This is a genomic window from Maribacter sp. Asnod1-A12 (assembly GCF_045063735.1).
In the GTDB taxonomy this organism is placed as follows: domain Bacteria; phylum Bacteroidota; class Bacteroidia; order Flavobacteriales; family Flavobacteriaceae; genus Maribacter.
In genome coordinates, this window is sequence record NZ_JBEFNZ010000006.1 from 1,752,443 (window position 1) to 1,772,209 (window position 19,767).

Annotated in this window: 19 protein-coding genes; 10 read left to right on the forward strand and 9 right to left on the reverse strand. The window is 34.3% G+C overall.

Going from position 1 to position 19,767, the window contains the following annotated elements; genetic code table 11:
* Nucleotides 1–13 precede the first annotated feature (13 nt).
* From ACJJVP_RS07455 to ACJJVP_RS07465, 3 genes are all read left to right on the forward strand, one after another.
* Nucleotides 14–1,648: an SGNH/GDSL hydrolase family protein gene (locus ACJJVP_RS07455; protein WP_405412258.1), complete on the forward strand. Its 1,635-nt coding sequence runs from the start codon at nt 14–16 to the stop codon at nt 1,646–1,648.
* Nucleotides 1,649–1,815: 167 nt separating this feature from the next.
* A complete protein-coding gene (gene atpD / locus ACJJVP_RS07460; RefSeq protein WP_405400543.1) occupies nt 1,816–3,324 on the forward strand; it encodes a F0F1 ATP synthase subunit beta in 1,509 nt (502 codons plus the stop codon).
* A gap of 79 nt (nt 3,325–3,403) precedes the next feature.
* Entirely contained in the window at nt 3,404–3,682 is a 279-nt protein-coding gene (locus ACJJVP_RS07465) for a F0F1 ATP synthase subunit epsilon (protein WP_405412260.1), read from the forward strand.
* A 54-nt stretch (nt 3,683–3,736) separates the two neighbouring features.
* On the opposite strand, the gene ACJJVP_RS07470 is transcribed toward ACJJVP_RS07465, so the two are convergent.
* The 7 genes from ACJJVP_RS07470 to ACJJVP_RS07500 all read right to left on the reverse strand — a co-directional run bounded on the left by ACJJVP_RS07470 (nt 3,737) and on the right by ACJJVP_RS07500 (nt 10,215).
* Nucleotides 3,737–3,943: a helix-turn-helix transcriptional regulator gene (locus ACJJVP_RS07470; RefSeq protein WP_036157206.1), complete on the reverse strand. Its 207-nt coding sequence runs from the start codon at nt 3,941–3,943 to the stop codon at nt 3,737–3,739.
* Nucleotides 3,944–3,945: 2 nt separating this feature from the next.
* The gene (locus tag ACJJVP_RS07475; RefSeq protein WP_405412262.1) at nt 3,946–4,458 is read right to left on the reverse strand and encodes a DUF2975 domain-containing protein; all 513 of its coding nucleotides are present in this window, start codon (nt 4,456–4,458) and stop codon (nt 3,946–3,948) included.
* Between the two features lie 10 nt (nt 4,459–4,468).
* Entirely contained in the window at nt 4,469–5,035 is a 567-nt protein-coding gene (locus ACJJVP_RS07480; RefSeq protein ID WP_405412265.1) for a hypothetical protein, read from the reverse strand.
* Between the two features lie 71 nt (nt 5,036–5,106).
* Nucleotides 5,107–5,640 (reverse strand): GNAT family N-acetyltransferase, encoded by a 534-nt coding sequence (locus tag ACJJVP_RS07485; protein ID WP_405412268.1) that lies wholly within the window; start codon nt 5,638–5,640, stop codon nt 5,107–5,109.
* Nucleotides 5,641–7,440, reverse strand: a complete 1,800-nt coding sequence (locus ACJJVP_RS07490) for a M61 family metallopeptidase (protein WP_405412271.1) — start codon at nt 7,438–7,440, stop codon at nt 5,641–5,643.
* 88 nt (nt 7,441–7,528) lie between these two features.
* Nucleotides 7,529–7,939 carry a response regulator gene (locus ACJJVP_RS07495; protein ID WP_405412273.1) on the reverse strand — a complete coding sequence of 137 codons (411 nt, stop codon included), beginning with the start codon at nt 7,937–7,939 and terminating at the stop codon, nt 7,529–7,531.
* On the reverse strand, nt 7,936–10,215 hold the full coding sequence (locus ACJJVP_RS07500) for a PAS domain S-box protein (RefSeq protein WP_405412276.1): 2,280 nt from the start codon (nt 10,213–10,215) through the stop codon (nt 7,936–7,938). Before ACJJVP_RS07500 ends, ACJJVP_RS07495 begins: the two co-directional genes overlap by 4 nt.
* 307 nt (nt 10,216–10,522) lie before the next feature.
* Here ACJJVP_RS07500 and ACJJVP_RS07505 point away from each other — a divergent pair, with 307 nt between their 5' ends.
* The 3 genes from ACJJVP_RS07505 to bioD are packed head-to-tail and all read left to right on the forward strand — an operon-like array spanning nt 10,523 to nt 12,694.
* Nucleotides 10,523–11,680 (forward strand): aminotransferase class I/II-fold pyridoxal phosphate-dependent enzyme, encoded by a 1,158-nt coding sequence (locus tag ACJJVP_RS07505; RefSeq protein WP_405412279.1) that lies wholly within the window; start codon nt 10,523–10,525, stop codon nt 11,678–11,680.
* 6 nt (nt 11,681–11,686) lie between these two features.
* Nucleotides 11,687–12,070 (forward strand): DUF2007 domain-containing protein, encoded by a 384-nt coding sequence (locus ACJJVP_RS07510; protein ID WP_405412281.1) that lies wholly within the window; start codon nt 11,687–11,689, stop codon nt 12,068–12,070.
* 6 nt (nt 12,071–12,076) lie between these two features.
* On the forward strand, nt 12,077–12,694 hold the full coding sequence (gene bioD / locus ACJJVP_RS07515; RefSeq protein ID WP_405412284.1) for a dethiobiotin synthase: 618 nt from the start codon (nt 12,077–12,079) through the stop codon (nt 12,692–12,694).
* Here bioD and ACJJVP_RS07520 read toward each other — a convergent pair.
* On the reverse strand, nt 12,689–14,125 hold the full coding sequence (locus tag ACJJVP_RS07520) for an ArnT family glycosyltransferase (RefSeq protein ID WP_405412286.1): 1,437 nt from the start codon (nt 14,123–14,125) through the stop codon (nt 12,689–12,691). The two genes, bioD and ACJJVP_RS07520, sit on opposite strands and share 6 nt — an antisense overlap.
* 108 nt (nt 14,126–14,233) lie before the next feature.
* Here ACJJVP_RS07520 and bioA point away from each other — a divergent pair, with 108 nt between their 5' ends.
* From bioA to ACJJVP_RS07540, 4 genes are all read left to right on the forward strand, one after another.
* Nucleotides 14,234–15,508, forward strand: a complete 1,275-nt coding sequence (gene bioA / locus ACJJVP_RS07525) for an adenosylmethionine--8-amino-7-oxononanoate transaminase (protein ID WP_405412287.1) — start codon at nt 14,234–14,236, stop codon at nt 15,506–15,508.
* An 8-nt stretch (nt 15,509–15,516) separates the two neighbouring features.
* Nucleotides 15,517–16,728: a beta-ketoacyl synthase N-terminal-like domain-containing protein gene (locus tag ACJJVP_RS07530; protein ID WP_405412290.1), complete on the forward strand. Its 1,212-nt coding sequence runs from the start codon at nt 15,517–15,519 to the stop codon at nt 16,726–16,728.
* Between the two features lie 102 nt (nt 16,729–16,830).
* A complete protein-coding gene (gene bioB, locus ACJJVP_RS07535) occupies nt 16,831–17,925 on the forward strand; it encodes a biotin synthase BioB (protein ID WP_405412292.1) in 1,095 nt (364 codons plus the stop codon).
* A gap of 77 nt (nt 17,926–18,002) precedes the next feature.
* On the forward strand, nt 18,003–18,863 hold the full coding sequence (locus ACJJVP_RS07540) for a cupin-like domain-containing protein (protein WP_405412296.1): 861 nt from the start codon (nt 18,003–18,005) through the stop codon (nt 18,861–18,863).
* Here ACJJVP_RS07540 and ACJJVP_RS07545 read toward each other — a convergent pair.
* Nucleotides 18,860–19,336, reverse strand: a complete 477-nt coding sequence (locus tag ACJJVP_RS07545) for a regulatory protein RecX (protein WP_405412298.1) — start codon at nt 19,334–19,336, stop codon at nt 18,860–18,862. The two genes, ACJJVP_RS07540 and ACJJVP_RS07545, sit on opposite strands and share 4 nt — an antisense overlap.
* Nucleotides 19,337–19,767 lie beyond the last annotated feature (431 nt).

A 19,767-nucleotide genomic window follows, 5' to 3' on the forward strand; every position in this document is an offset into this window, starting at 1 on the left:
ATAAAAAGTTGAAATGAAAAACTTAAAATATTTATATATTTCTTTAGGTGTCTTGGCTTTTACGGCTTGTAATGATCCAGAAGATGTTGACCTTGAGCCAGAAGTAATGGCTGAAGAATTTCCGGCAATAACTGCTGGCACGGTAGATTTTTCTAATTACGTTTCTTTAGGAAATTCTTTAACGGCAGGTTTTACAGATGGAGCCTTGTTTCAGGCTAGTCAGACATTATCCATGCCCAATTTACTTTCTCAGAAATTTAGTCTTGCTGGTGGGGGTAGTTTTGCACAGCCATTAACTAATGATAATATTGGTGGTTTGGCACTTGCCGGTACTCGAATTCAAGAACCAAGATTGGTATTTGGTGGTGCGGGTCCTGTTACTTTAGAATCTTTAATAGGTGATGTAACGGTAACTACTGACATAGCTTTAAATAATCCAACAGGTCCATTTAACAATTTAGGAGTTCCTGGTGCTAAAAGCTTCCACTTATTGGCGCCTGGTTATGGTAATATAGCGAACGTACAATTAGGTCTTGCTAATCCGTATTTTGTAAGAATGACTGGTACAACTCCAGATATAAGTGTCTTGGAAATGGCGGTGAGTCAAGCACCTAGCTTTTTCTCACTTTGGATTGGTAATAATGATGTATTAGGTTATGCAACAACTGGAGGTGATGGCACAGATCCAATTACACCCGTTTCTGGTGCGCCAGGCGTTGGTTTTGATGGTAGCTACGGGGCTTTAATTGCCACTTTAACCGCAGGTGGAGCTCAGGGTGTTGTCGCTAATATACCTAATGTTACAGATGTACCCCATTTTACAACTGTACCTTATAATCCTTTGGATCCAACAAATTCAGATTTTGGAGACCAGATTGAAACTTTGAATGGAATTTTTGGTCAATTGAATCAAGTTTACACTTTCTTAGAGGTGCCAGAGCGTTCAATAGAGTTTTCTACCACAGCTGCTAGTGAAGTTGTTATTAGAGATGAAACTTTAACTGACTTATCTGCTCAAATTGCGGCAGTTTTAAGTGCTAGTCCAACATTTCCTGCATTTGTTCAATCTTTTGGTCTGCCAGTTGAGGCGGCACCTTTGGTTGCAAGTTTATTAGGAAGTACATACGGTCAAACGAGGGAGGCAACGGAGGATGACTTATTTGTATTACCTAGTTCATCTATTATAGGTACTGTTAATTTAGAATCTGTAAGTGCTCTAATGACTGCCGGTTTGCCACAAGCATTGGCAGGTCAATTTTCAGTAGAGGGTATATCACTTCCTTTAGAGGATAAGTGGGTTCTTCTGCCTAGTGAGCAAGAAGAAATTGCTGTTGCAACAGCAGCTTTCAATCAAATTATTTCGGCTACTGCTAGTCAGGCAGGTTTAGCTTTCGTAGATGCTAATAGCTTGTTGAATCAATTGGCAAATGGAGGAATCACGAGCGGTGATTTTACTTTAACCTCTAGTTTAGTAACAGGCAGTGCTTTTTCTTTAGATGGTATTCACCCTACCGCTAGAGGTTATGCCTTGTTGGCAAATGAATTTATGAAAGCTATAGACATTACATATGGCTCTAATTTTGAAGCTTCGGGCAACTTATTAGATGTGGGTGATTATCCTACAAACTACCCAGCTTCATTGCAATAGTGGCATATAAAATTACAAGATTTAAAAGGTGCTTTTAGGGCACCTTTTTACTTTTATAAAAAAGGAAAAAAACTATTTTTCTTTAAAATTGAAAACTATATCTTTGCAGCCTGAAAATGAGAGTATTTTTCAGGTTTTATTAAACGTAATAAATAAACATATAAGTAATGTCAAAAGTTACAGGTAAAGTTTCGCAAATCATTGGACCCGTGGTTGATGTAGAATTTCAGTCAGGTGCTGATCTTCCTAGAATCTATGATTCCTTAGAGATTGTAAACAAGGATAAGTCGATTTTAGTATTAGAAGTACAATCTCATGTAGGGGAAAACACGGTAAGAACTATTTCAATGGATTCTACCGATGGTTTAAGCAGAGGGGTAGATGTAGTTGCTACAGGTAGTGCGATTCAAATGCCGGTAGGTGATGATGTATACGGTCGTTTATTCAATGTGATCGGTGATGCTATTGATGGTTTAGGCGATTTGCCTAAAGCAGGTAAAGATGGTCTTCCTATTCACAGAGAAGCACCAAAATTTGAGGATCTTTCAACTTCTACAGAAGTTTTATTTACGGGTATTAAAGTAATCGATTTGATTGAGCCTTATGCAAAAGGTGGTAAAATTGGATTATTTGGTGGTGCTGGTGTAGGTAAAACAGTATTGATTCAAGAATTGATCAACAACATTGCAAAAGGTCATGGTGGTCTTTCTGTATTCGCAGGTGTTGGTGAAAGAACTCGTGAAGGAAATGATTTACTTCGTGAGATGTTAGAATCTGGTATTATAAAATACGGTGACGATTTCATGCATTCTATGGAAGAAGGCGGATGGGATCTTACCAAAGTTGATAAAGAAGCAATGAAAGGTTCAAAAGCGACTTTCGTTTTTGGTCAAATGAACGAGCCACCAGGAGCACGTGCTAGAGTTGCACTTTCAGGTTTGACGATTGCTGAATATTTCCGTGATGGAGCAGGTGAAGGTCAAGGTAAAGATGTACTTTTCTTCGTAGATAATATCTTCCGTTTTACACAAGCAGGTTCAGAGGTATCGGCGTTATTAGGTCGTATGCCATCTGCGGTAGGTTACCAACCAACTTTAGCAACAGAGATGGGTGCTATGCAAGAGCGTATTACATCAACAAAAAGAGGTTCTATTACATCTGTACAGGCGGTTTACGTACCTGCGGATGATTTAACGGATCCAGCACCGGCAACAACGTTTGCTCACTTAGATGCAACAACGGTATTATCTCGTAAAATTGCCGAGTTAGGTATCTACCCAGCGGTAGATCCATTAGATTCTACATCAAGAATTTTAACAGCTGAAATTTTAGGAGATGAGCATTATGCTTGTGCACAAAGAGTAAAAGAGCTTTTACAACGCTATAAAGAACTTCAAGATATTATTGCCATCTTAGGTATGGAAGAATTGTCTGAAGAAGATAAATCTGCCGTAGGTAGAGCAAGACGTGTACAACGTTTCTTATCTCAACCTTTCCACGTAGCAGAGCAATTTACAGGTCTTAAGGGAGTTTTAGTTGATATTAAAGAGACTATTAAAGGATTTAATATGATTATGGATGGTGAATTAGATCACTTACCAGAATCTGCTTTTAACCTTAAAGGTACTATCGAAGAGGCTATTGAAGCAGGTGAAAAAATGTTGACTGAAGCTTAAATCTAGTAAACAGTAGGCGGTAGCAGTTTGCAGTTTTGCATTCGATTACTGAGCGCTGATTACTGAATACTGAAAAAATATGTATTTAGAAATTGTATCACCAGAAGCAACATTATTTGCAGGCGAAGTAACTTCGGTTACGGTTCCAGGTATAAATGGTGAGTTTCAAATGTTAAAAGATCACGCCCCAATTGTATCATTGTTACAAGAAGGTAAGGTTAAAATTACAGGTAATATTTCTTTAGAAGAAGAATATGCCTATAAGTTTACTAAAGATGCTAGCGGTAGTACAGTATTACAAATTTCTAGCGGTACTATTGAGCTTAAGAATAATAGAGTGATTGTACTTGCAGATTAGTTAGTACATTTTATTATAAATTATAAAGGCTACACTGAAAAGTGTAGCCTTTTTTTATTCCTTTTCATATGCTAAAATATCCGCAGGCTGACAATCTAAGGCTTTGCAAATAGCTTCTAGTGTAGAAAAACGAATGGCTTTAGCTTTGCCTGATTTTAGAATGGAAAGGTTAGCTTCGGTTATACCAATCATTTCGGCTAGCTCTTTGCTTTTTAAATTTCGCTCTGCTAATACGGTGTTTAAGTTTACGACGATACTCATAGTTATATGGTTAGGTCGTTTTCCGATTGTACGGTATACCCTTTCTGAAATACATAGGTTAGAAACAGGGAAATCATTCCAAATATAATCAGTAGAATAAGATTGTGAATATTTCGAAATTCAGTCTTATGCATTATTGGATAATGAATAAGAAAGTATAAAACCGGACCAATAATTAAATTTAGGATAGTTAAGAGTTTCAAATTTTTGATGATGCCCTTATTAAAAATGACCGTTTTTTTAAGAGCTTTAAAAATGTTAGAAAGTAAATAGAGCAGTAGAATTCCGAAAATTAAAATTAGGGTAATCGTTAGGATATCTCTAAACTGATAATCACCTTGTATAGAACTTCCAATAAGGGGAATTTTCATGTCGAATCTACCGTCTTCAACCGTAAATCTATCGGAAATAAAAGCAAATTCCATATAGGTTAGAAAAGCTAAGAGTACAATTGAAATACTTCTAAAAATATAATAGAAGAAGGTTGAAAGTGAATTTGGACCGAATATTTTCATTGTATTCTGTTTATATAGTTAAGTCATTGTCAGATTTAAGAACTATACCTTTTTCAATAAGTTCAGCAAAAATTAAAGTAATAATTCCAAGTATTAAAAGGGGAATCCATTGATACAGTATTTTTAAAAGTATGCCTAGAATATAGCCAATTCTGTATGCCATTGTAAGGGTAACATCGATTAAGGAAATACTTTGGTCTATTGATATAACTTCTACAAATATTTCAATTCCAATAAATAAAATAGAAATGAATATAATCACCTTACCTGATAAGTATAATAGTTTATAGCTCTTTTCTGAGAATAATTTATTGTCGTCTAAGGTCCAAGAGAAATATATTAGTTTTAAAAGGAGGTATAGCAGATAGCCTAAAAGTAGTTCAATAATTAAACTGATTATTATAAACTCTATATCCGAAAAAAATTGATCGAAATTTATAGATAGGATTTTTTTAAGATTAATTTCTCCATAAACGAAGTACCTAATTATTTTGACCAAAATACCTAAGAAGTTTAATCCTAAAGTAAATATTAAGCCAACTATAATCCATCTTAATAATTTATACAATTTCTCCATTATTATTGTTTAACGATAACAAATATATAAAAATTATTGAAAAACAATAATAAAATAAAAAAGATTTTGGATTAATTAGTCTTCAAAGAAATCAATTCCCAGTCTTGGTCTAAAGAACTATAAGTGCATATTTTTTCGAATCCTACGGCGTAATGTGCGCCTATGGAACGGGAGTTGGTTGCATCAACTTCGGTGATAATAGCGTCATATTTAGGGTAAGAGGCAATTTTCATAGCGCTATAAAGTCCCCGGAAAATTCCCATCTTTCTATGGGTCTTAGCAACACAGATTTGTCCCATGGTAATAAAATTTTGAATTTTTACGTTTTCTAATTCGGTAAACATCGGTCTTAAAACAGAGATTTCATCTTTAAAGTCATCGGTCATTGAAAGGGCGTAACCCACTACCTTATCTCCATCTTTCGCAATAATATGCGGACAAGCATTATTCATTCTAGTAAGCACATCTAAAGTGTGGTGTACAGTAACGAAACCTTCTTTTTCCATTTCATCGCTAGAAACAGCTGATTTTAAATTCATCTGCTGTAAAGAAAGAATCTGTATCAATTCTTCATTTGTTGTGGCGGTGGTATATATCAAATTCATTTACTCAACTTTTAACCAAGCTTTGCGAGTTTTTAATACTTTTTTTGAAGGGGCTTCCTCATTTTTCTCAATCAAGCTTATAGTATAGTTAGGGTCAGCGGTCAAGGTGACTTCCGTTTTACTTTCCGATCCATCCCGTAAAAAGCTTATTGAAAGAATGTCTTTTGGCTTAAATTCACTTTCTATGAACTTGTTGAACTGAATGCCGTTAGGGAATTTATCTCCATTAATAGCAGTAATGATATCATCTTTATCTAGACCAGCAATATAAGCGGGACTCCCAATTTTGGTATTGCTTCGAATTTTACCATTGAAGTTGTCTGTGATAGATACAGCGGCACCAAAATAAGCTGCTTCTTTATTTTGAGATAAACTTACCCCGACGGATTTAAATAGTTCGGTATAGCTTGGCATTTCGCTTTTGTAAACAAAGCTGTTAAAGAATTTATTGCCAAAATTTTTACCAGCATAAAGGTTTAAAGAGTTATTGAGATTTTCTATAGAATACGGATTTTCAGTTTTTCCGTAAGTATTCCAAACCAGTTTCATGAAGTCATCTAAATTCAATTCTTTCTCTCTTAATGAAAGGTCTAAGGCTAAACCTAGAACACTACCATAAGAATAATAAGATATAAAGGTGTTCTCTCTATTTACAGGATCTACGGAAGTCGATGCATCAACAAATGGTGCCTGATAACTCATTTCTATTGGGTTGAAATATTGTCTGGCGGGTGAATTCCAAACATAATTGAAAGTACCCGTTAATCCCTCTACATATTTTTCGGCTGTAATTAATCCTGCTCGACAAAGTATCAAATTGGTGTAGTAGCTGGTAAAACCTTCTGCAAACCAAAGTTCGCCACTCATATTGGCTTTCTCAAAATTAAAGGGTTCTAAAGATTTTGGTCGTATACGTTCAACGTTCCAACTATGAAAAAACTCATGAGAAACTGTACCAATATTACCATCCATACCACCATTTGCCAAAGTCCTCGTACTGGTTAAAATGGTAGAGTTTCTGTGCTCCATACCATCACCAGAGGCATTTGGTATGTAACAGGCTAAAAAAGTATAAGACCCGTAATCGAATGTAGGTAGTTCACCAAAAACCTCTTTTTCAGCCAGAACAACTTTTTTTACTTTCTCAAAATATTGGTCAGCTTCTTCTTCGGTACCAGGGTCGTGCAATGCTAATTTAATGGTTTGCCCGTCTACAGTGAATTCGCGAACCTTGTGGTTGCTCAGTTCTGTTGGGCTATCCATAAAATAATATAGATTTGGTGCGCTATACGTATTGTTGGTTACATGCGGTAGTTGCGTGGCTACTTTCCACTTAAGGTCATCTCTGGTTTTGAAATCTACTTCTATTTTTCTGTCTTTTAGAGAAGGGGCATACATAAATGTAGCCGGAATATTTAAATGTGCATGGGTTTCATCTATTTGTGAATATGTGCCATCACCTCTATTTGCAAAAAGTGTATAAGAGAATTTTATTTGACCATCATGTCCAAAAACTTTCCACTCATAAGGGTTTTTTCTAGATATCGGTAATATTTTTCCTTTGCTATCAGTAGCTTTAACATTATAAACATTCTTGGCAAATTCATGTAGAGCATATCTACCAGGTGATGTTCTACTCATTCTAAGGGCTAAAGTATCTGACGTTATATTCGGAAAAGTAGCAATTATATTAGCCTCATGATGAATTGCATTTTCAAAAGAAATAGTATATTTATTTTCTTGAGCAATGAGTTGTGTCGAATGTATACTTAGGATTAGAAAAATTAAAATATAGCGCATTTACAAGATTTTTAGCTAAGATAATGAAGCTAAATCATGTTTGTAATTACAATAATTAATATCCGGTTAAAAAATTTAGTTAGACAACCTAAATGATTTGATTTTTTTCGAATTTATTTTCAATACCTTCTTTAATACAATTTAGGTTAAATGGGGTAATAGGTTTTGTTACAAAGTCTGCGACCAATGATTTTTCCTTTAATTTTTCAATGTCATTTCGATAAGAAGAAGAGGTTAAAATAAAAACCATACAATTATCTATTTTGGCAAAAGATTCTAATTGCTCCATAAATTCCCATCCGTTCATAATAGGCATATTAAGGTCTAGAAAAATAACATAATTATTTTTTTCTGAGTATTCTTTTATTAAATAATCCAGAGCAGGTTTACCGTTGGAAAAATTTGATATTTTGCCTTTTAAACCTGCATGGTGAATACCCTTTTCTAGCAGAAATGTAAATATGGGATCGTCTTCAATTAATAGTAGTTGATAATTCATATGATTTCGTCTAGGTCAATTGCGTTTATAGTATTTTCTACGATATCTATTATAACCTGATCAATTTCATCTGCAGATGTAATGATATAATTAAGAATTCGTTTTTGTTCTTCAGGTTTTAGTGATGTTTTATCATCTCTCAATAACTCTATTAATCCCATTAATCTGGCAACGGGAGCTCTAACAATATGAGACTGGGTCCATGCAATCTTTTTAAGTTGTGCGTTCTGTTTTTCAATCGCCTTCAAATGTTGCACTTTAGTTGAAACTTCCTTTGAGTTTATTACAATTCCTTTAATTGAAGGTTCATCAAGTTTATTCGTAATTACCGTTTCTAACCATGTCCAATGGCCGTCACCATGTTTAAATCTAAATGGTTTTATAGCAACTTGAGATGTATCTAAAATTTTTATAAATTCATTGTACACGGCATCATAATCGTCAGGATGAACGTATTCAAATGCATTTGTATTTACGAATACTTCAGGTGAAATATTCAAGATTTTAGTTGAAGTTGGGCTGGCATACATAAAGTTAGCTTGTTCATCGGCAATACAAATCATATCACTGCCTTCTTGAACTAGAGTTTTATATCTACGTTCACTGTTTTCAAGTTGTTGCTCTGTCTTCTTCTTTTCGGTATTATCTTTGGCAATACAATAGAAGACACCATCTTTTTTATCCCAATTCGCTGACCATAACATTGGAACTATGGTACCATCTTTATGAAGAAATCTATTTTCAAAATTAAATACCTTTACACCCGATAAAACGGACTTAGCAGATTCTTTAGTTGGTGCAATATCTTTTTCATAAACCAATTTTAAATAGTTCTCACCGATTAACTCTCTGTCGTCATAGCCCCAAATGGTTTTACAAGCCTTGTTTATACTCAAAAAATAACCTTCTTCATCTATTGTGCAAATAATGTCAAGAGATGTGTCCATTATTTTTTGTAGCTCTTCTTTGGCATTAATTAATACTTGTTGAGCTAATACTTCTGATGTAATGTCTTTTGAAAAGCAAGTTAAACCAGTGATGTCGCCTGTCTTATTATACAAGGGGTCAAATGAGGTTAGCCCATAGGTAGTCCAAAATGGTTGTTGATTTTGACTTTTTTGTTTTATAGAGAAATGTTCACCGTTTAGCGCTCTAATATAGTAAGCTTTCCATTTTTCATTTAATTCTTTAGGTGACTGATTTGAAAATATGAAATCTCCTTCTTTTATTGATTGGCCTGTCATTTTAGCTACAACATTATAAAATGCTGTATTTGCTGTTATAAGGTTAAAATCTGTATCTAATGACCACATTAAATCTTTGGTGCTATTGATCATAGCCTCCTGATTGTCCTTTATTCGTTGAAATTCGTTATAGTAATTTTTCTTTTCGGTAATATCTTGTAATGTGCCATACATTAATAATGGTTTTTTGTCTTCGCTCCATTTTAATACATTACTTTTTTCATGAATCCACTTGTACTTTCCATTAGCCTGCAATAATCTGTATTGTAGGTCATATCCATTAGAAGGGTAGTTTAATGACGTTAATAAATTTGTCTTAACTTCTAATAAATCATCTTGATGAATGAGGTCAAACCATTTGTCAGTTTTAAATGTATTTGCAGATTTATGGTCTAATTCTAAAATATCAAGTGCTTGATCATTTAGTTGTAGAGAATCGTCAATAAAGTTGCGTTCCCAAATCCCAATATGGGTTATAGAAACAATAGAATCTAACTTCTTATCTTTTATTTCAAGATTTATTTCCTGAGTAATCTCTTTTGCCTTAGACTTTCGTAATTCTAGTAATTGCACTACCTGGTTCGCAAGGGTTTTCAATCCGGTAATTTGAGTATTGTTCAATTGTCTAGGCTCATGGTCAATTACACACAGTGTACCTAATCTATGTCCATTTTTTGTTGTCAATGAGGCACCCGCGTAAAAGACAACATTTGGTTCACCTGTAACCAATTTATTTTTATAAAATCGTTTATCTTTATGGGTGTTATTCACTATGAATAAATCGACATCATCTCCAATTACATGTTTACAAAAGGAATCTTCAATAGGGGTTTCTTTAATATCTATACCAGAGTGTGATTTAAAGAATTGTCTTTTATCATCTACAAGTGAAATTAAGCCTAGCGGTGTGTTACAAATAGAAGCAGCTAATGATGTTATTTGATCATAGATAGCCTCTGGATGTGTATCCATAACATCGAATGACTTCAATGTTTTTAACCTGTTGCTATCTAAAATATTGTTCCCTTTCATTTATTCCTAAATCCAAAAACTTATGTATAATCTATTACTTTAACGTCAAAGTAAGAAAATTCTGTATAAAAAATAGGTAAAAAATTACATGAAGATTATGATTTGGATATTTTCTAAGGCTTTAATGTGTCATAAATAGCCTTGTAAAGTAGGTTAACTAACTGTTGTTCATGGTTATGTGTTTTTTTTACAATTAATTATAGAATAGGTTTCATTATTTTTTAGAAATAGACAATTATTGATGAATTATTTCAGAAATTAGTCAATAACGTAACATACATTTCATTTCAAAAGCTATTTTTGTGAAATGAACCAACTACCAAAAAAATTAATAAATTCTCTATCGAATCGTAAAAAAGAGGAAGCTTTTCGTTCATTAAATTCCCTTGACGGATTAATAGACTTTCTATCTAATGATTATTTAGGTTTTGCTACAAATGAAACTTTGTTTTCTAAAACGTTTCAATTATTGCTTACAGAAAGTGTAGCTTCAAATGGTTCTGGTGGGTCTAGGTTGCTTTCGGGTAATCATAAATTGTACAACAAGTTAGAACCGTTGTTGGCTAATTTTTATAAATCTGATGCTGCATTGGTATTTAATTCTGGTTATGATGCTAATATGGGGCTGTTTAGTGCTTTGCCCCAAAGAGGGGATTTAGTGTTTTACGATGAATATGTTCACGCCAGTATACGAGAAGGTATACGAATGAGCCATGCAAAAGCATATAGTTTTTTGCATAATGATCTATTAAGCTTAAAAGAGAAAATAGATTTAAATACGGCTAGAAACGAACAAAAAGATAGTACTGTTTACATTGTTACTGAAAGTGTTTTCTCTATGGATGGAGATACGCCAGATTTAAAAGCGTTTGCAAAATATGCAAAGTCTAATACCTATAATTTAATAGTTGATGAAGCACATGCTGTTGGTGTATTAGGAAAAAACGGAGAAGGATTAATACCTGAATTAAAACTTGAGAAAGATGTTTTTGCAAGAACGGTAACTTTTGGTAAAGCTTATGGTTGTCATGGGGCAGCAGTTCTGGGTTCTAAAGATTTAAAGGATTATTTAATAAATTTTGCTAAACCATTTATTTATACCACCGCATTAACGCCGCATACCTTAGCCACTATAATTACTGCACATGAACAAATGGGTGATTTGGGAAAAGAACCAAATAAATTATTAAGAGAGCATATAGATTTTTTCAAGAAGCAATTAAAGGCTCATAAAATAGAACAGTTATTTATACCTAGCGATACTGCGATTCAAGGCTGTATAATTTCAGGATCTAAAAAAGCAAAGTTGGTGTCTAAAAAATTAATTGATAAAGGCTTTAATATTAAAGCAATTCTTTCACCAACGGTACCAGAAGGTCAAGAGCGATTAAGAATATGTTTACATAGTTTCAATTCTAAAGAAGAAATAGGATTGTTGGTAAAATTATTGTCTAGTTTTATATAAGTTTATATGGAAGATAAATTTTATCAACTGGCAACTTTTGAATATGTTGCTGATGTACAGATTGTAAAAGGCAAGTTAGAGTCAGAGGGTATACCGGTATTTCTTAGGGATGAAAATACTTTAAATTCTGATCCACTTATAAGTAATGCCATTGGGGGTGTAAAACTACAGGTCTATTCAAAAGACAAAGAAAGAGCAATTAAGATATATGATGAAATAAGGGCTTATGCCGTTGATAATAATGGAAAGCCAATTATTTGTCCCAATTGTAAGGCTCAAAAATCTGAACCTTATTATAACAGGACAGGTTTATTTTATAAACTTTTTCCTTTTTTTGAGAAAAGAAAATATAAGTGCCTAAATTGTGGAATGATCACTAATTCAAACTAAAATAGAATGCAAAAGATATTTGTAACAGGAATTTCAACTGAGGTTGGTAAAACTATAGCATCTGCAATTTTTACCGAAGCATTAAAAGCAGATTATTGGAAACCTGTACAAGCTGGTGATTTAGATAATACGGACACTGATAAAGTAAAAGCACTTATTTCTAATGACACCTCTAAATTTCATCCAAGTAGTTATAATTTAAAATTACCAATGAGTCCGCATGCAGCGGCTGAGATAGAAGGTATTAGAATTGATAGATTTCATATTAATGAGCCAGAAACAGATAATGATTTGGTCATAGAAGGTTCGGGTGGAATTCTGGTGCCGTTAAATGAGGAAGATACCATGTTCGATATTATTATGCCCGACTATAAGGTTGTAGTGGTATCTAGAAATTATTTGGGTAGTATCAATCATTCTTTATTGACCATAAATTGGTTGTTACAAAAAGGCTATGAAGTTTCGGTTTTGTTTAGTGGTGAAGCTAATCCACATACAGAAAATATTATTCTGCATAAAACAGGAGTATCTTTAATAGGTAGAATAGATGAAGAAAAGGAATTTACCAAAGAGGTAATCAAAAAATACGCTGATAAATTTCAAAGTGTTTTAAGAACATTATAAGCGTTGTAAAATTTCGGCATTGTCCAGCGTGGCAATTACCTTATAATGTTTATCTAAATATGCGTCTATATATTCATTTTCTTCAATTTCTTTTTTGTCGAAAATTCGCCTTCCCTTACGAATAACCACTGTTTGGGGTCGTAATTCATGCATGATATATTTAATTTCTTCAACAGAGTTTTTTCTGGGGTTACCGTAAAAAGTAAATAATTCATTTCTACAAATGTTACTTGGGTGTGTAGAAGCTGTTGTGGGTGGTAAAGTGTCTAAATTCCAATATCCAATATGGTACTCAAAAAACATAATATTTTCGGTATCTAAATTATGTTCTAAAATATACTGTGGTGCAGCAAAGCCTTCTCCATTAAAGAATGTACCCTTATTATATTTATTTTGTAAAACGTTCGCGTATTCCAGATAGCTTTCAGCGGGTATCAATAATGCAATAAAAGCGGCATAAACCGGTAGTTTAGGTTTGTACTGTATTACTAAGTTGTAGCTAACTATCGCAACCAGAATAAGCAACATGGGATGCAATTGAATAAGGTAATGACCGTTGATTCTTCCTCCTTTTGCAAAAGAGAATAATACTCCGATAAGGGCAACTAATAGCAGTTGTATGGTTCTATTTTTAAAATCAAGTTTTTTGCTTTTATAGGCATAGACAAGAAAAAGTCCTGTAATGACGAAAATAGGTGCCAGTTTAAAAATAGAATATCTTCTTGCTCCGGTATATTCTAAAGGTGCCAATACCACAGACTCCCACCAGATATAAGTTTGATCGGTTATATAGTATGGTACAATAGTACCGACAATTACGGTAATTACCCCTGTTGCAAAAAGTAACACATGAAGAGGAGATATGTTGGCTTTCTTAAAAATAGACTCATATGTCAAGAACATACCAATGAATAGAATAGGGAAAGCCATGTTTAACTTTACCATAACCGTTGCGCCCATTAACAGTCCGGCAAAGAAAATATAACCGAGAGACTTTTTAGTTTGCAAAAGGTAAATGGCTGGTACAAAAAGCGCAATACAAATATGTTCTGACATTACACCTTGTAGGCTGCCAAAAAGGCTTAAAAGAACAATACAAAATACACCAACAATAATAGAACCATTCTTTGAAATTATGGTCAGAGCAATTTTATAGGTGTAAAAAGCGGTAATGGCAACCAAGAACACACCGGCAAACCTAATGGCGACAAAACTTTTGCCAAAAACAGAAATAATAGCGGCAAAGAATGCAAAGGTCAGTGGTGGCTTCAAATCCCATAATTGTGTGTAGGGTAGAAAACCATTTGCCCAAGATTGCCCTAATAGTATAAAAGTGCTTTCATCGCGATCTATGTAATCTCTAAAGAAGAAGGGAAAACGTATTAAAAAAGTGATTAAAGAAAGTATGAGAAATACAGTAGTATTTTTCATTTGGGAAAAATTTAAAAAGGCATTTTTGTTTCTTTCTAGAGGCATCTATTTATTGCGGTTTATTTCCCGATCTTTGCAAGATAGATAAAATGAAGAATTATAAATTCTATGAAAGTGGAAAATCTATCTAGTCGAGATAAAAAATATTTATGGCATCCATTGACCCAGCATAAGTTGGGTAAACCACAGTTACCAATAACTAGGGCAAAGGGCGCTTTATTGTTTGATGAAGAAGGAAAAGAATATATTGACGGAATTGCATCTTGGTATACCGTAATGTATGGTCATGCAAATGATCATATAATCTCAGCAATGAGCCAGCAAATGCAGAAGTTAGATTTTGTTATGTTTAGCGGTTTAACTCATGAGCCTGCCATAAAATTGTCAGAAAAATTAATGGTCATTTTGCCGGATAATCAAGCAAAGCTATTTTTCAACGATAATGGTTCTACCGCTATTGAAGCTGCGATAAAAATGTCGCTTCAATATTTTCATAATAATGGGGAGAAAAGGGATACGTTGATTGCTTTTGAAGATGGTTTTCATGGCGATACGTTTGGGGCAATGAGTGCATCCGGTCTGTCGTCTTACAATGGTCCCTTTGAAGATTTCCTGTTAAAAGTGGTGCGAATACCTGTTCCGCAAGAAGATAATATTGAAGAGGTAAAAACCATGCTTTCTAAAATTTTAGATGAAAATGATTGTGCGGCATTTGTTTTTGAACCTTTAGTACAAGGAGCTGCCGGTATGAAATTTCATTCCGCAGAAGGATTGGATGCTTTAATAAGTCTATGTCAAAAACATGATGTGTTATGTATTGCCGATGAAATAATGACCGGTTTTGGTAAAACGGGAAAGAATTTTGCATCGGATCATTTATTGAGCAAGCCCGATGTTATTTGTCTAAGTAAGGCGTTAACCGCAGGTATGTTTCCATTAAGTATTACCAGTTGTTCACAGAAAATTTATGACCGTTTTCTTAGTGATGAGGTGCATAAAGGTTTTTTTCATGCGCATACTTTTAGCGCGCATCCTTTAGGTTGTGCAGCTGCTTTGGCAGGAATTGAACTTTTAAATTCACCAGAAATTATAGAAAGAAGAACATATATTGAAAATGCGCATAACTTATACGCAGGCAAAATTCAGAATCATGAAAGAGTAAAAGAGGTTAGGGTAATGGGTGCTATTCTTGCCATAGACCTTGAAATAAAAATGGAACGTTATGGTAGTTTGCGAGACGAACTTTATTATTTCTTTTTGGAAAGAGGGGTGTTGTTAAGACCTTTGGGTAATACTATTTATACATTGCCGCCCTACGTAATTACAGATATACAACTTCAGAAAATTTACGACTCGATCACAGATGCGTTAAATACATTTTAGATTAAATTTTGAAAGAAAAAATATCCATAACAGCAATAGCTTCAATGTCATCTTTAGGTAGTACGTTAGAAGAAGCTTGGCAATCATATCAGAACGATGATCATTACTTTTCTTTATCAGAAATAAATGGTTCTGAAACTTGGGCAGCACCCTTATCTACATCTGCAAGATTACTAGTAGAAGAACTAAGGGAGTCTGATAGTAAATACAGAAAATTAGATGACAGTGTGCTATTTGCAATGGTAGCTTCAAGAATGGCGGTGAAGCAATCTGGTTGGGAAAATACAGCTGAATTCGGTATTAACATGGGATCTTCTAGAGGGGCTACAAAGTTGTTTGAAGAATATCATGCTGAATTTTTGGATACCGGTATTTCATCTACATTAAGTTCACCTACTACCACGCTTGGTAATATATCATCATGGGTATCTCATGATTTAGGTGCAACCGGACCAGAAATATCCCATTCCATTACCTGTTCCACAGGCTTACATTCGGTATTGAATGGAGTGGCGTGGCTAACAAGTGGTATGTCAACTAAATTTTTGGTAGGTGCCAGTGAAGCTCCGTTGACCAATTTTACTATTGCCCAAATGAAGGCATTAAAGATTTATGCCAAAGCACCTGCTTCTAGTTCTGCTTCGGTAGTCGATAACTTAGCGGTAACTGAGCGTAGCCGAAACTATCCGTGCCAAGCATTGAATATGCAAAAACAATACAATACCATGATTTTGGGCGAAGCAGCTTCGGTGGCGTGTTTGGAAACGGGTGTGGTAGACAATGCATTAGCAGTGATTGAAGGTGTAGGGTTTGCTACGGAAATTTTAAAACACAATACTTCCATTTCCGCTAACGCCGTTTGCTTTCAAAAATCCATGAAAATGGCTTTGGGTAGTATGAATCTTGCTGAGGTAGATGCCATAGTTATGCATGCACCAGGAACCATAAAAGGAGACTCATCAGAATATAATGCCATTAAGGAAGTGTTTGGTGAGCATATGCCTCAATTGACCACTAATAAATGGAAAATAGGTCATACGTTCGCTACATCAGGAATGCTAAATCTAGAATTAGCGATTCTAATGTTGCAGCATAACAAGATGATTTCAGTACCTTTTGTAGCATCGGACTCAAAGAATAGAAATCTTAAAAAAATACTGGTAAATGCTGTAGGTTTTGGTGGAAACGCGGTAAGTATTTTGATAGGTAAAAATGAATAATCAACTTTAGACAACGCGGTAAGTCATTATTTTAAAAACATCCAATTATTTTTTCAATATAAATTCCGTTATTTTTGAACCCTGGTAACAACCTAAGATTATATGAGCAAAGCAAGACATAATTGGTCAAAAGAAGAAATCCTAGAAATATACAACAAGCCTTTAATGGAGCTGCTTTATGAAGCTGCAACCGTACACAGGAAAAATCATGATCCCAATACGGTACAAGTTTCTACATTGCTTTCTATTAAAACAGGCGGTTGTCCAGAAGATTGTGGCTATTGTCCGCAAGCAGCACGTTACCACACGGATATTGAAGGTAACGATCTTATGGCTGTTTCTCAGGTAAAAGCTCAGGCACTTAGGGCAAAGGCGTCAGGTAGTTCACGTGTATGTATGGGTGCTGCATGGAGAAACGTAAAAGACGGTCCTGAGTTTGATCAAGTATTAGAAATGGTGCGTACCATTAACAAGCTTGATATGGAGGTTTGCTGTACGTTAGGTATGATTACAGAGAATCAGGCAAAACGTTTGGCAGAGGCAGGTTTATACGCTTACAACCACAATTTAGACACTTCAGAAGATTATTATAAAGATGTTATTTCTACACGTGCCTTTGAGGATCGTTTAGATACTATTGAAAATGTTCGTAAAAGTAATGTAACCGTTTGTAGCGGTGGTATTATTGGTATGGGTGAAGCATTGGAAGATAGAGCAGGTATGTTAGTTGCTTTGACATCATTGAATCCGCAACCGGAATCAGTTCCAATTAATGCATTGGTTGCCGTAGAAGGTACACCTATGGAAGACATAGAGCCAGTTTCTATATGGGATATGATCCGTATGGTCGCCACTACAAGAATAGTAATGCCAGAGACGCAGGTACGTTTATCTGCAGGTAGAACTGAAATGAGTAGAGAAGGACAGGCAATGTGTTTCTTTGCCGGTGCCAATTCTATTTTTGCAGGCGATAAATTATTGACCACTCCAAATCCAGATGTAAATGAGGATATGGCGATGTTCAAGATGTTAGGTCTAAATCCGCAAAAGCCATTTACAAAGGTATCACAACCTAAAACTGTAGAAGCAGAAGATTCTAAGATTGAATCTTTAGGTGAAAAACCAAAATGGTCTAGACCCGGTCATTCTATTGAGCGTAATGAAACTGCGAAGCAAAAAGCTAAAATTGTTGAATAATACTACATTATTACATTTTTAAGAAATTATTTTCTTAACGTTAATTACCTTTGTTTTCCCTAAAAAACCATGTGTAATTGAAGTTAGCAGATATTCCAAGGGTAAAACATATTACCAAGGAGAACTTTATTAAAGATTACTTTAAACCTCAAAAGCCTGTTGTGTTAGAACAGGCTATTGAAGATTGGCCTGCTTTTAAAAAGTGGAATCTAGATTATATTAAGGAAATAGCTGGTGATATCACGGTGCCTTTATATGATGATAGACCTGTACAACATAAAGATGGTTTCAATGAACCGCATGCCAAAATGAAAATGTCGGCATATGTAGATTTATTGAAAAAAGAGCCTACCAAGTATAGAATATTTCTTTGGAATATTTTGAAGGAAGTACCAGCACTGCAAAAGGATTATAAGTTTCCTGATTTCGGATTAAGGCTTTTAAAAGGGGTGCCAATGATGTTTTTTGGCGGACGTAACTCTTACACTTTCATGCATTACGATATAGATTTGGCGAATATATTTCACTTTCATTTTGATGGAGAAAAAGAGGTAGTGCTGTTTGCGCAGTCAGAAACGGAAAATCTATATAAGGTGCCACATTCGTTAATTACCCATGAGAGCATAGATTTCTCAAATCCGGATTATGACAAGTGGCCGGCATTAAAAAATGCAAACGGGTTTAAAACAACCCTCTCTCATGGAGAAGTTTTATATATGCCAGAAGGTTATTGGCATTATATGAAATACAATACTCCGGGCTTCTCAATGAGTTTACGTGCATTGGCGCGTAATCCCAAAAACTTAGCGAAAGCATCGTATAATATTTTTATAATGCGTTATTATGATGTGCTTATGCGAAAGCTAAAAGGGCAAGATTGGATAGATTGGAAAAATGAAAAGGCTATTTCTAGAACGAATAGTACGTTAAAAGCTTAAGGAATCAATTCCCTTAATTTCTCATAAACCAAGTGACTTTCCCAGCCTCTGTATAATAAATAATCGGCTAGTTTTTTTCTACGCTTTTGAATGTTAGTTTCAGTGATCTGCTTCAATCTTTTAAGGGCTAAATCATCTAAAGTAGTTAGGTATGCTTCAGGTTCAATTTCTTTTAAGGCAGTAGTAATATTGTATTTAGAAATATTTCTGAATTTCAGTTCTCTAACAATTCTATTTTTTCCCCATTTTTTAATGTTGAATTTGCCACGAGCAAAGCTCTTTGCAAAACGCTCTTCGTTTAAAAACCTATCTTCAATAAGCTGAGCGATAATGGTATCGACTGCTAATGGGATCATACCCATATCTTTCAATTTTGAAACCACTTCTTTATGGCAGCGATCTTGGTAAGCACAGTAGCTTTCTATCTTTTTTGTAGCTTCCTGAACAGTGTAGCCTTTAGTTTTTTGGTTCAATTTAAGAAATGTATTATTTAAGTACTAAGATACTTAATTGTTATCCCAAGAACGAAAGACAATATTCCTATACTAATAATGGAGATAATCAGTATTCCTATAAAAATTAATAATATTAAAATTGATTCTGCAAGGCTCAAATGATATAGTTTTCCATACGCATAGGTATAGTAAAGAATTAAAAAAAATATTGTGACAAGATAAACAGATGGCGTTGTGAAAACTGATATTGTAAATATAATCGAAGTAACTAAAAAAGAAATGCTTTGTATGTAAGAATTAATTATCAAATGTTCCGCATAATTATAGGGTTTTCGGTAAACCATAAAGGCTATAAAAGTATAAAGAGGAATAAATAAAATTACTATAAGGTTAAAGTATTTCAACATGAATTGGCTTGAATTAGTTACCATTTCTAATGTTTCTTTCTC

Coding starts and splice junctions, on each gene's coding strand:
- ACJJVP_RS07455 (WP_405412258.1), top strand. CDS start 14: ATGAAAAACTTAAAATATTTATATATTTCTTTAGGTGTCTTGGCTTTT.
- atpD (WP_405400543.1), top strand. CDS start 1,816: ATGTCAAAAGTTACAGGTAAAGTTTCGCAAATCATTGGACCCGTGGTT.
- ACJJVP_RS07465 (WP_405412260.1), top strand. CDS start 3,404: ATGTATTTAGAAATTGTATCACCAGAAGCAACATTATTTGCAGGCGAA.
- ACJJVP_RS07470 (WP_036157206.1), bottom strand. CDS start 3,943: ATGAGTATCGTCGTAAACTTAAACACCGTATTAGCAGAGCGAAATTTA.
- ACJJVP_RS07475 (WP_405412262.1), bottom strand. CDS start 4,458: ATGAAAATATTCGGTCCAAATTCACTTTCAACCTTCTTCTATTATATT.
- ACJJVP_RS07480 (WP_405412265.1), bottom strand. CDS start 5,035: ATGGAGAAATTGTATAAATTATTAAGATGGATTATAGTTGGCTTAATA.
- ACJJVP_RS07485 (WP_405412268.1), bottom strand. CDS start 5,640: ATGAATTTGATATATACCACCGCCACAACAAATGAAGAATTGATACAG.
- ACJJVP_RS07490 (WP_405412271.1), bottom strand. CDS start 7,440: ATGCGCTATATTTTAATTTTTCTAATCCTAAGTATACATTCGACACAA.
- ACJJVP_RS07495 (WP_405412273.1), bottom strand. CDS start 7,939: ATGAATTATCAACTACTATTAATTGAAGACGATCCCATATTTACATTT.
- ACJJVP_RS07500 (WP_405412276.1), bottom strand. CDS start 10,215: ATGAAAGGGAACAATATTTTAGATAGCAACAGGTTAAAAACATTGAAG.
- ACJJVP_RS07505 (WP_405412279.1), top strand. CDS start 10,523: ATGAACCAACTACCAAAAAAATTAATAAATTCTCTATCGAATCGTAAA.
- ACJJVP_RS07510 (WP_405412281.1), top strand. CDS start 11,687: ATGGAAGATAAATTTTATCAACTGGCAACTTTTGAATATGTTGCTGAT.
- bioD (WP_405412284.1), top strand. CDS start 12,077: ATGCAAAAGATATTTGTAACAGGAATTTCAACTGAGGTTGGTAAAACT.
- ACJJVP_RS07520 (WP_405412286.1), bottom strand. CDS start 14,125: ATGAAAAATACTACTGTATTTCTCATACTTTCTTTAATCACTTTTTTA.
- bioA (WP_405412287.1), top strand. CDS start 14,234: ATGAAAGTGGAAAATCTATCTAGTCGAGATAAAAAATATTTATGGCAT.
- bioB (WP_405412292.1), top strand. CDS start 16,831: ATGAGCAAAGCAAGACATAATTGGTCAAAAGAAGAAATCCTAGAAATA.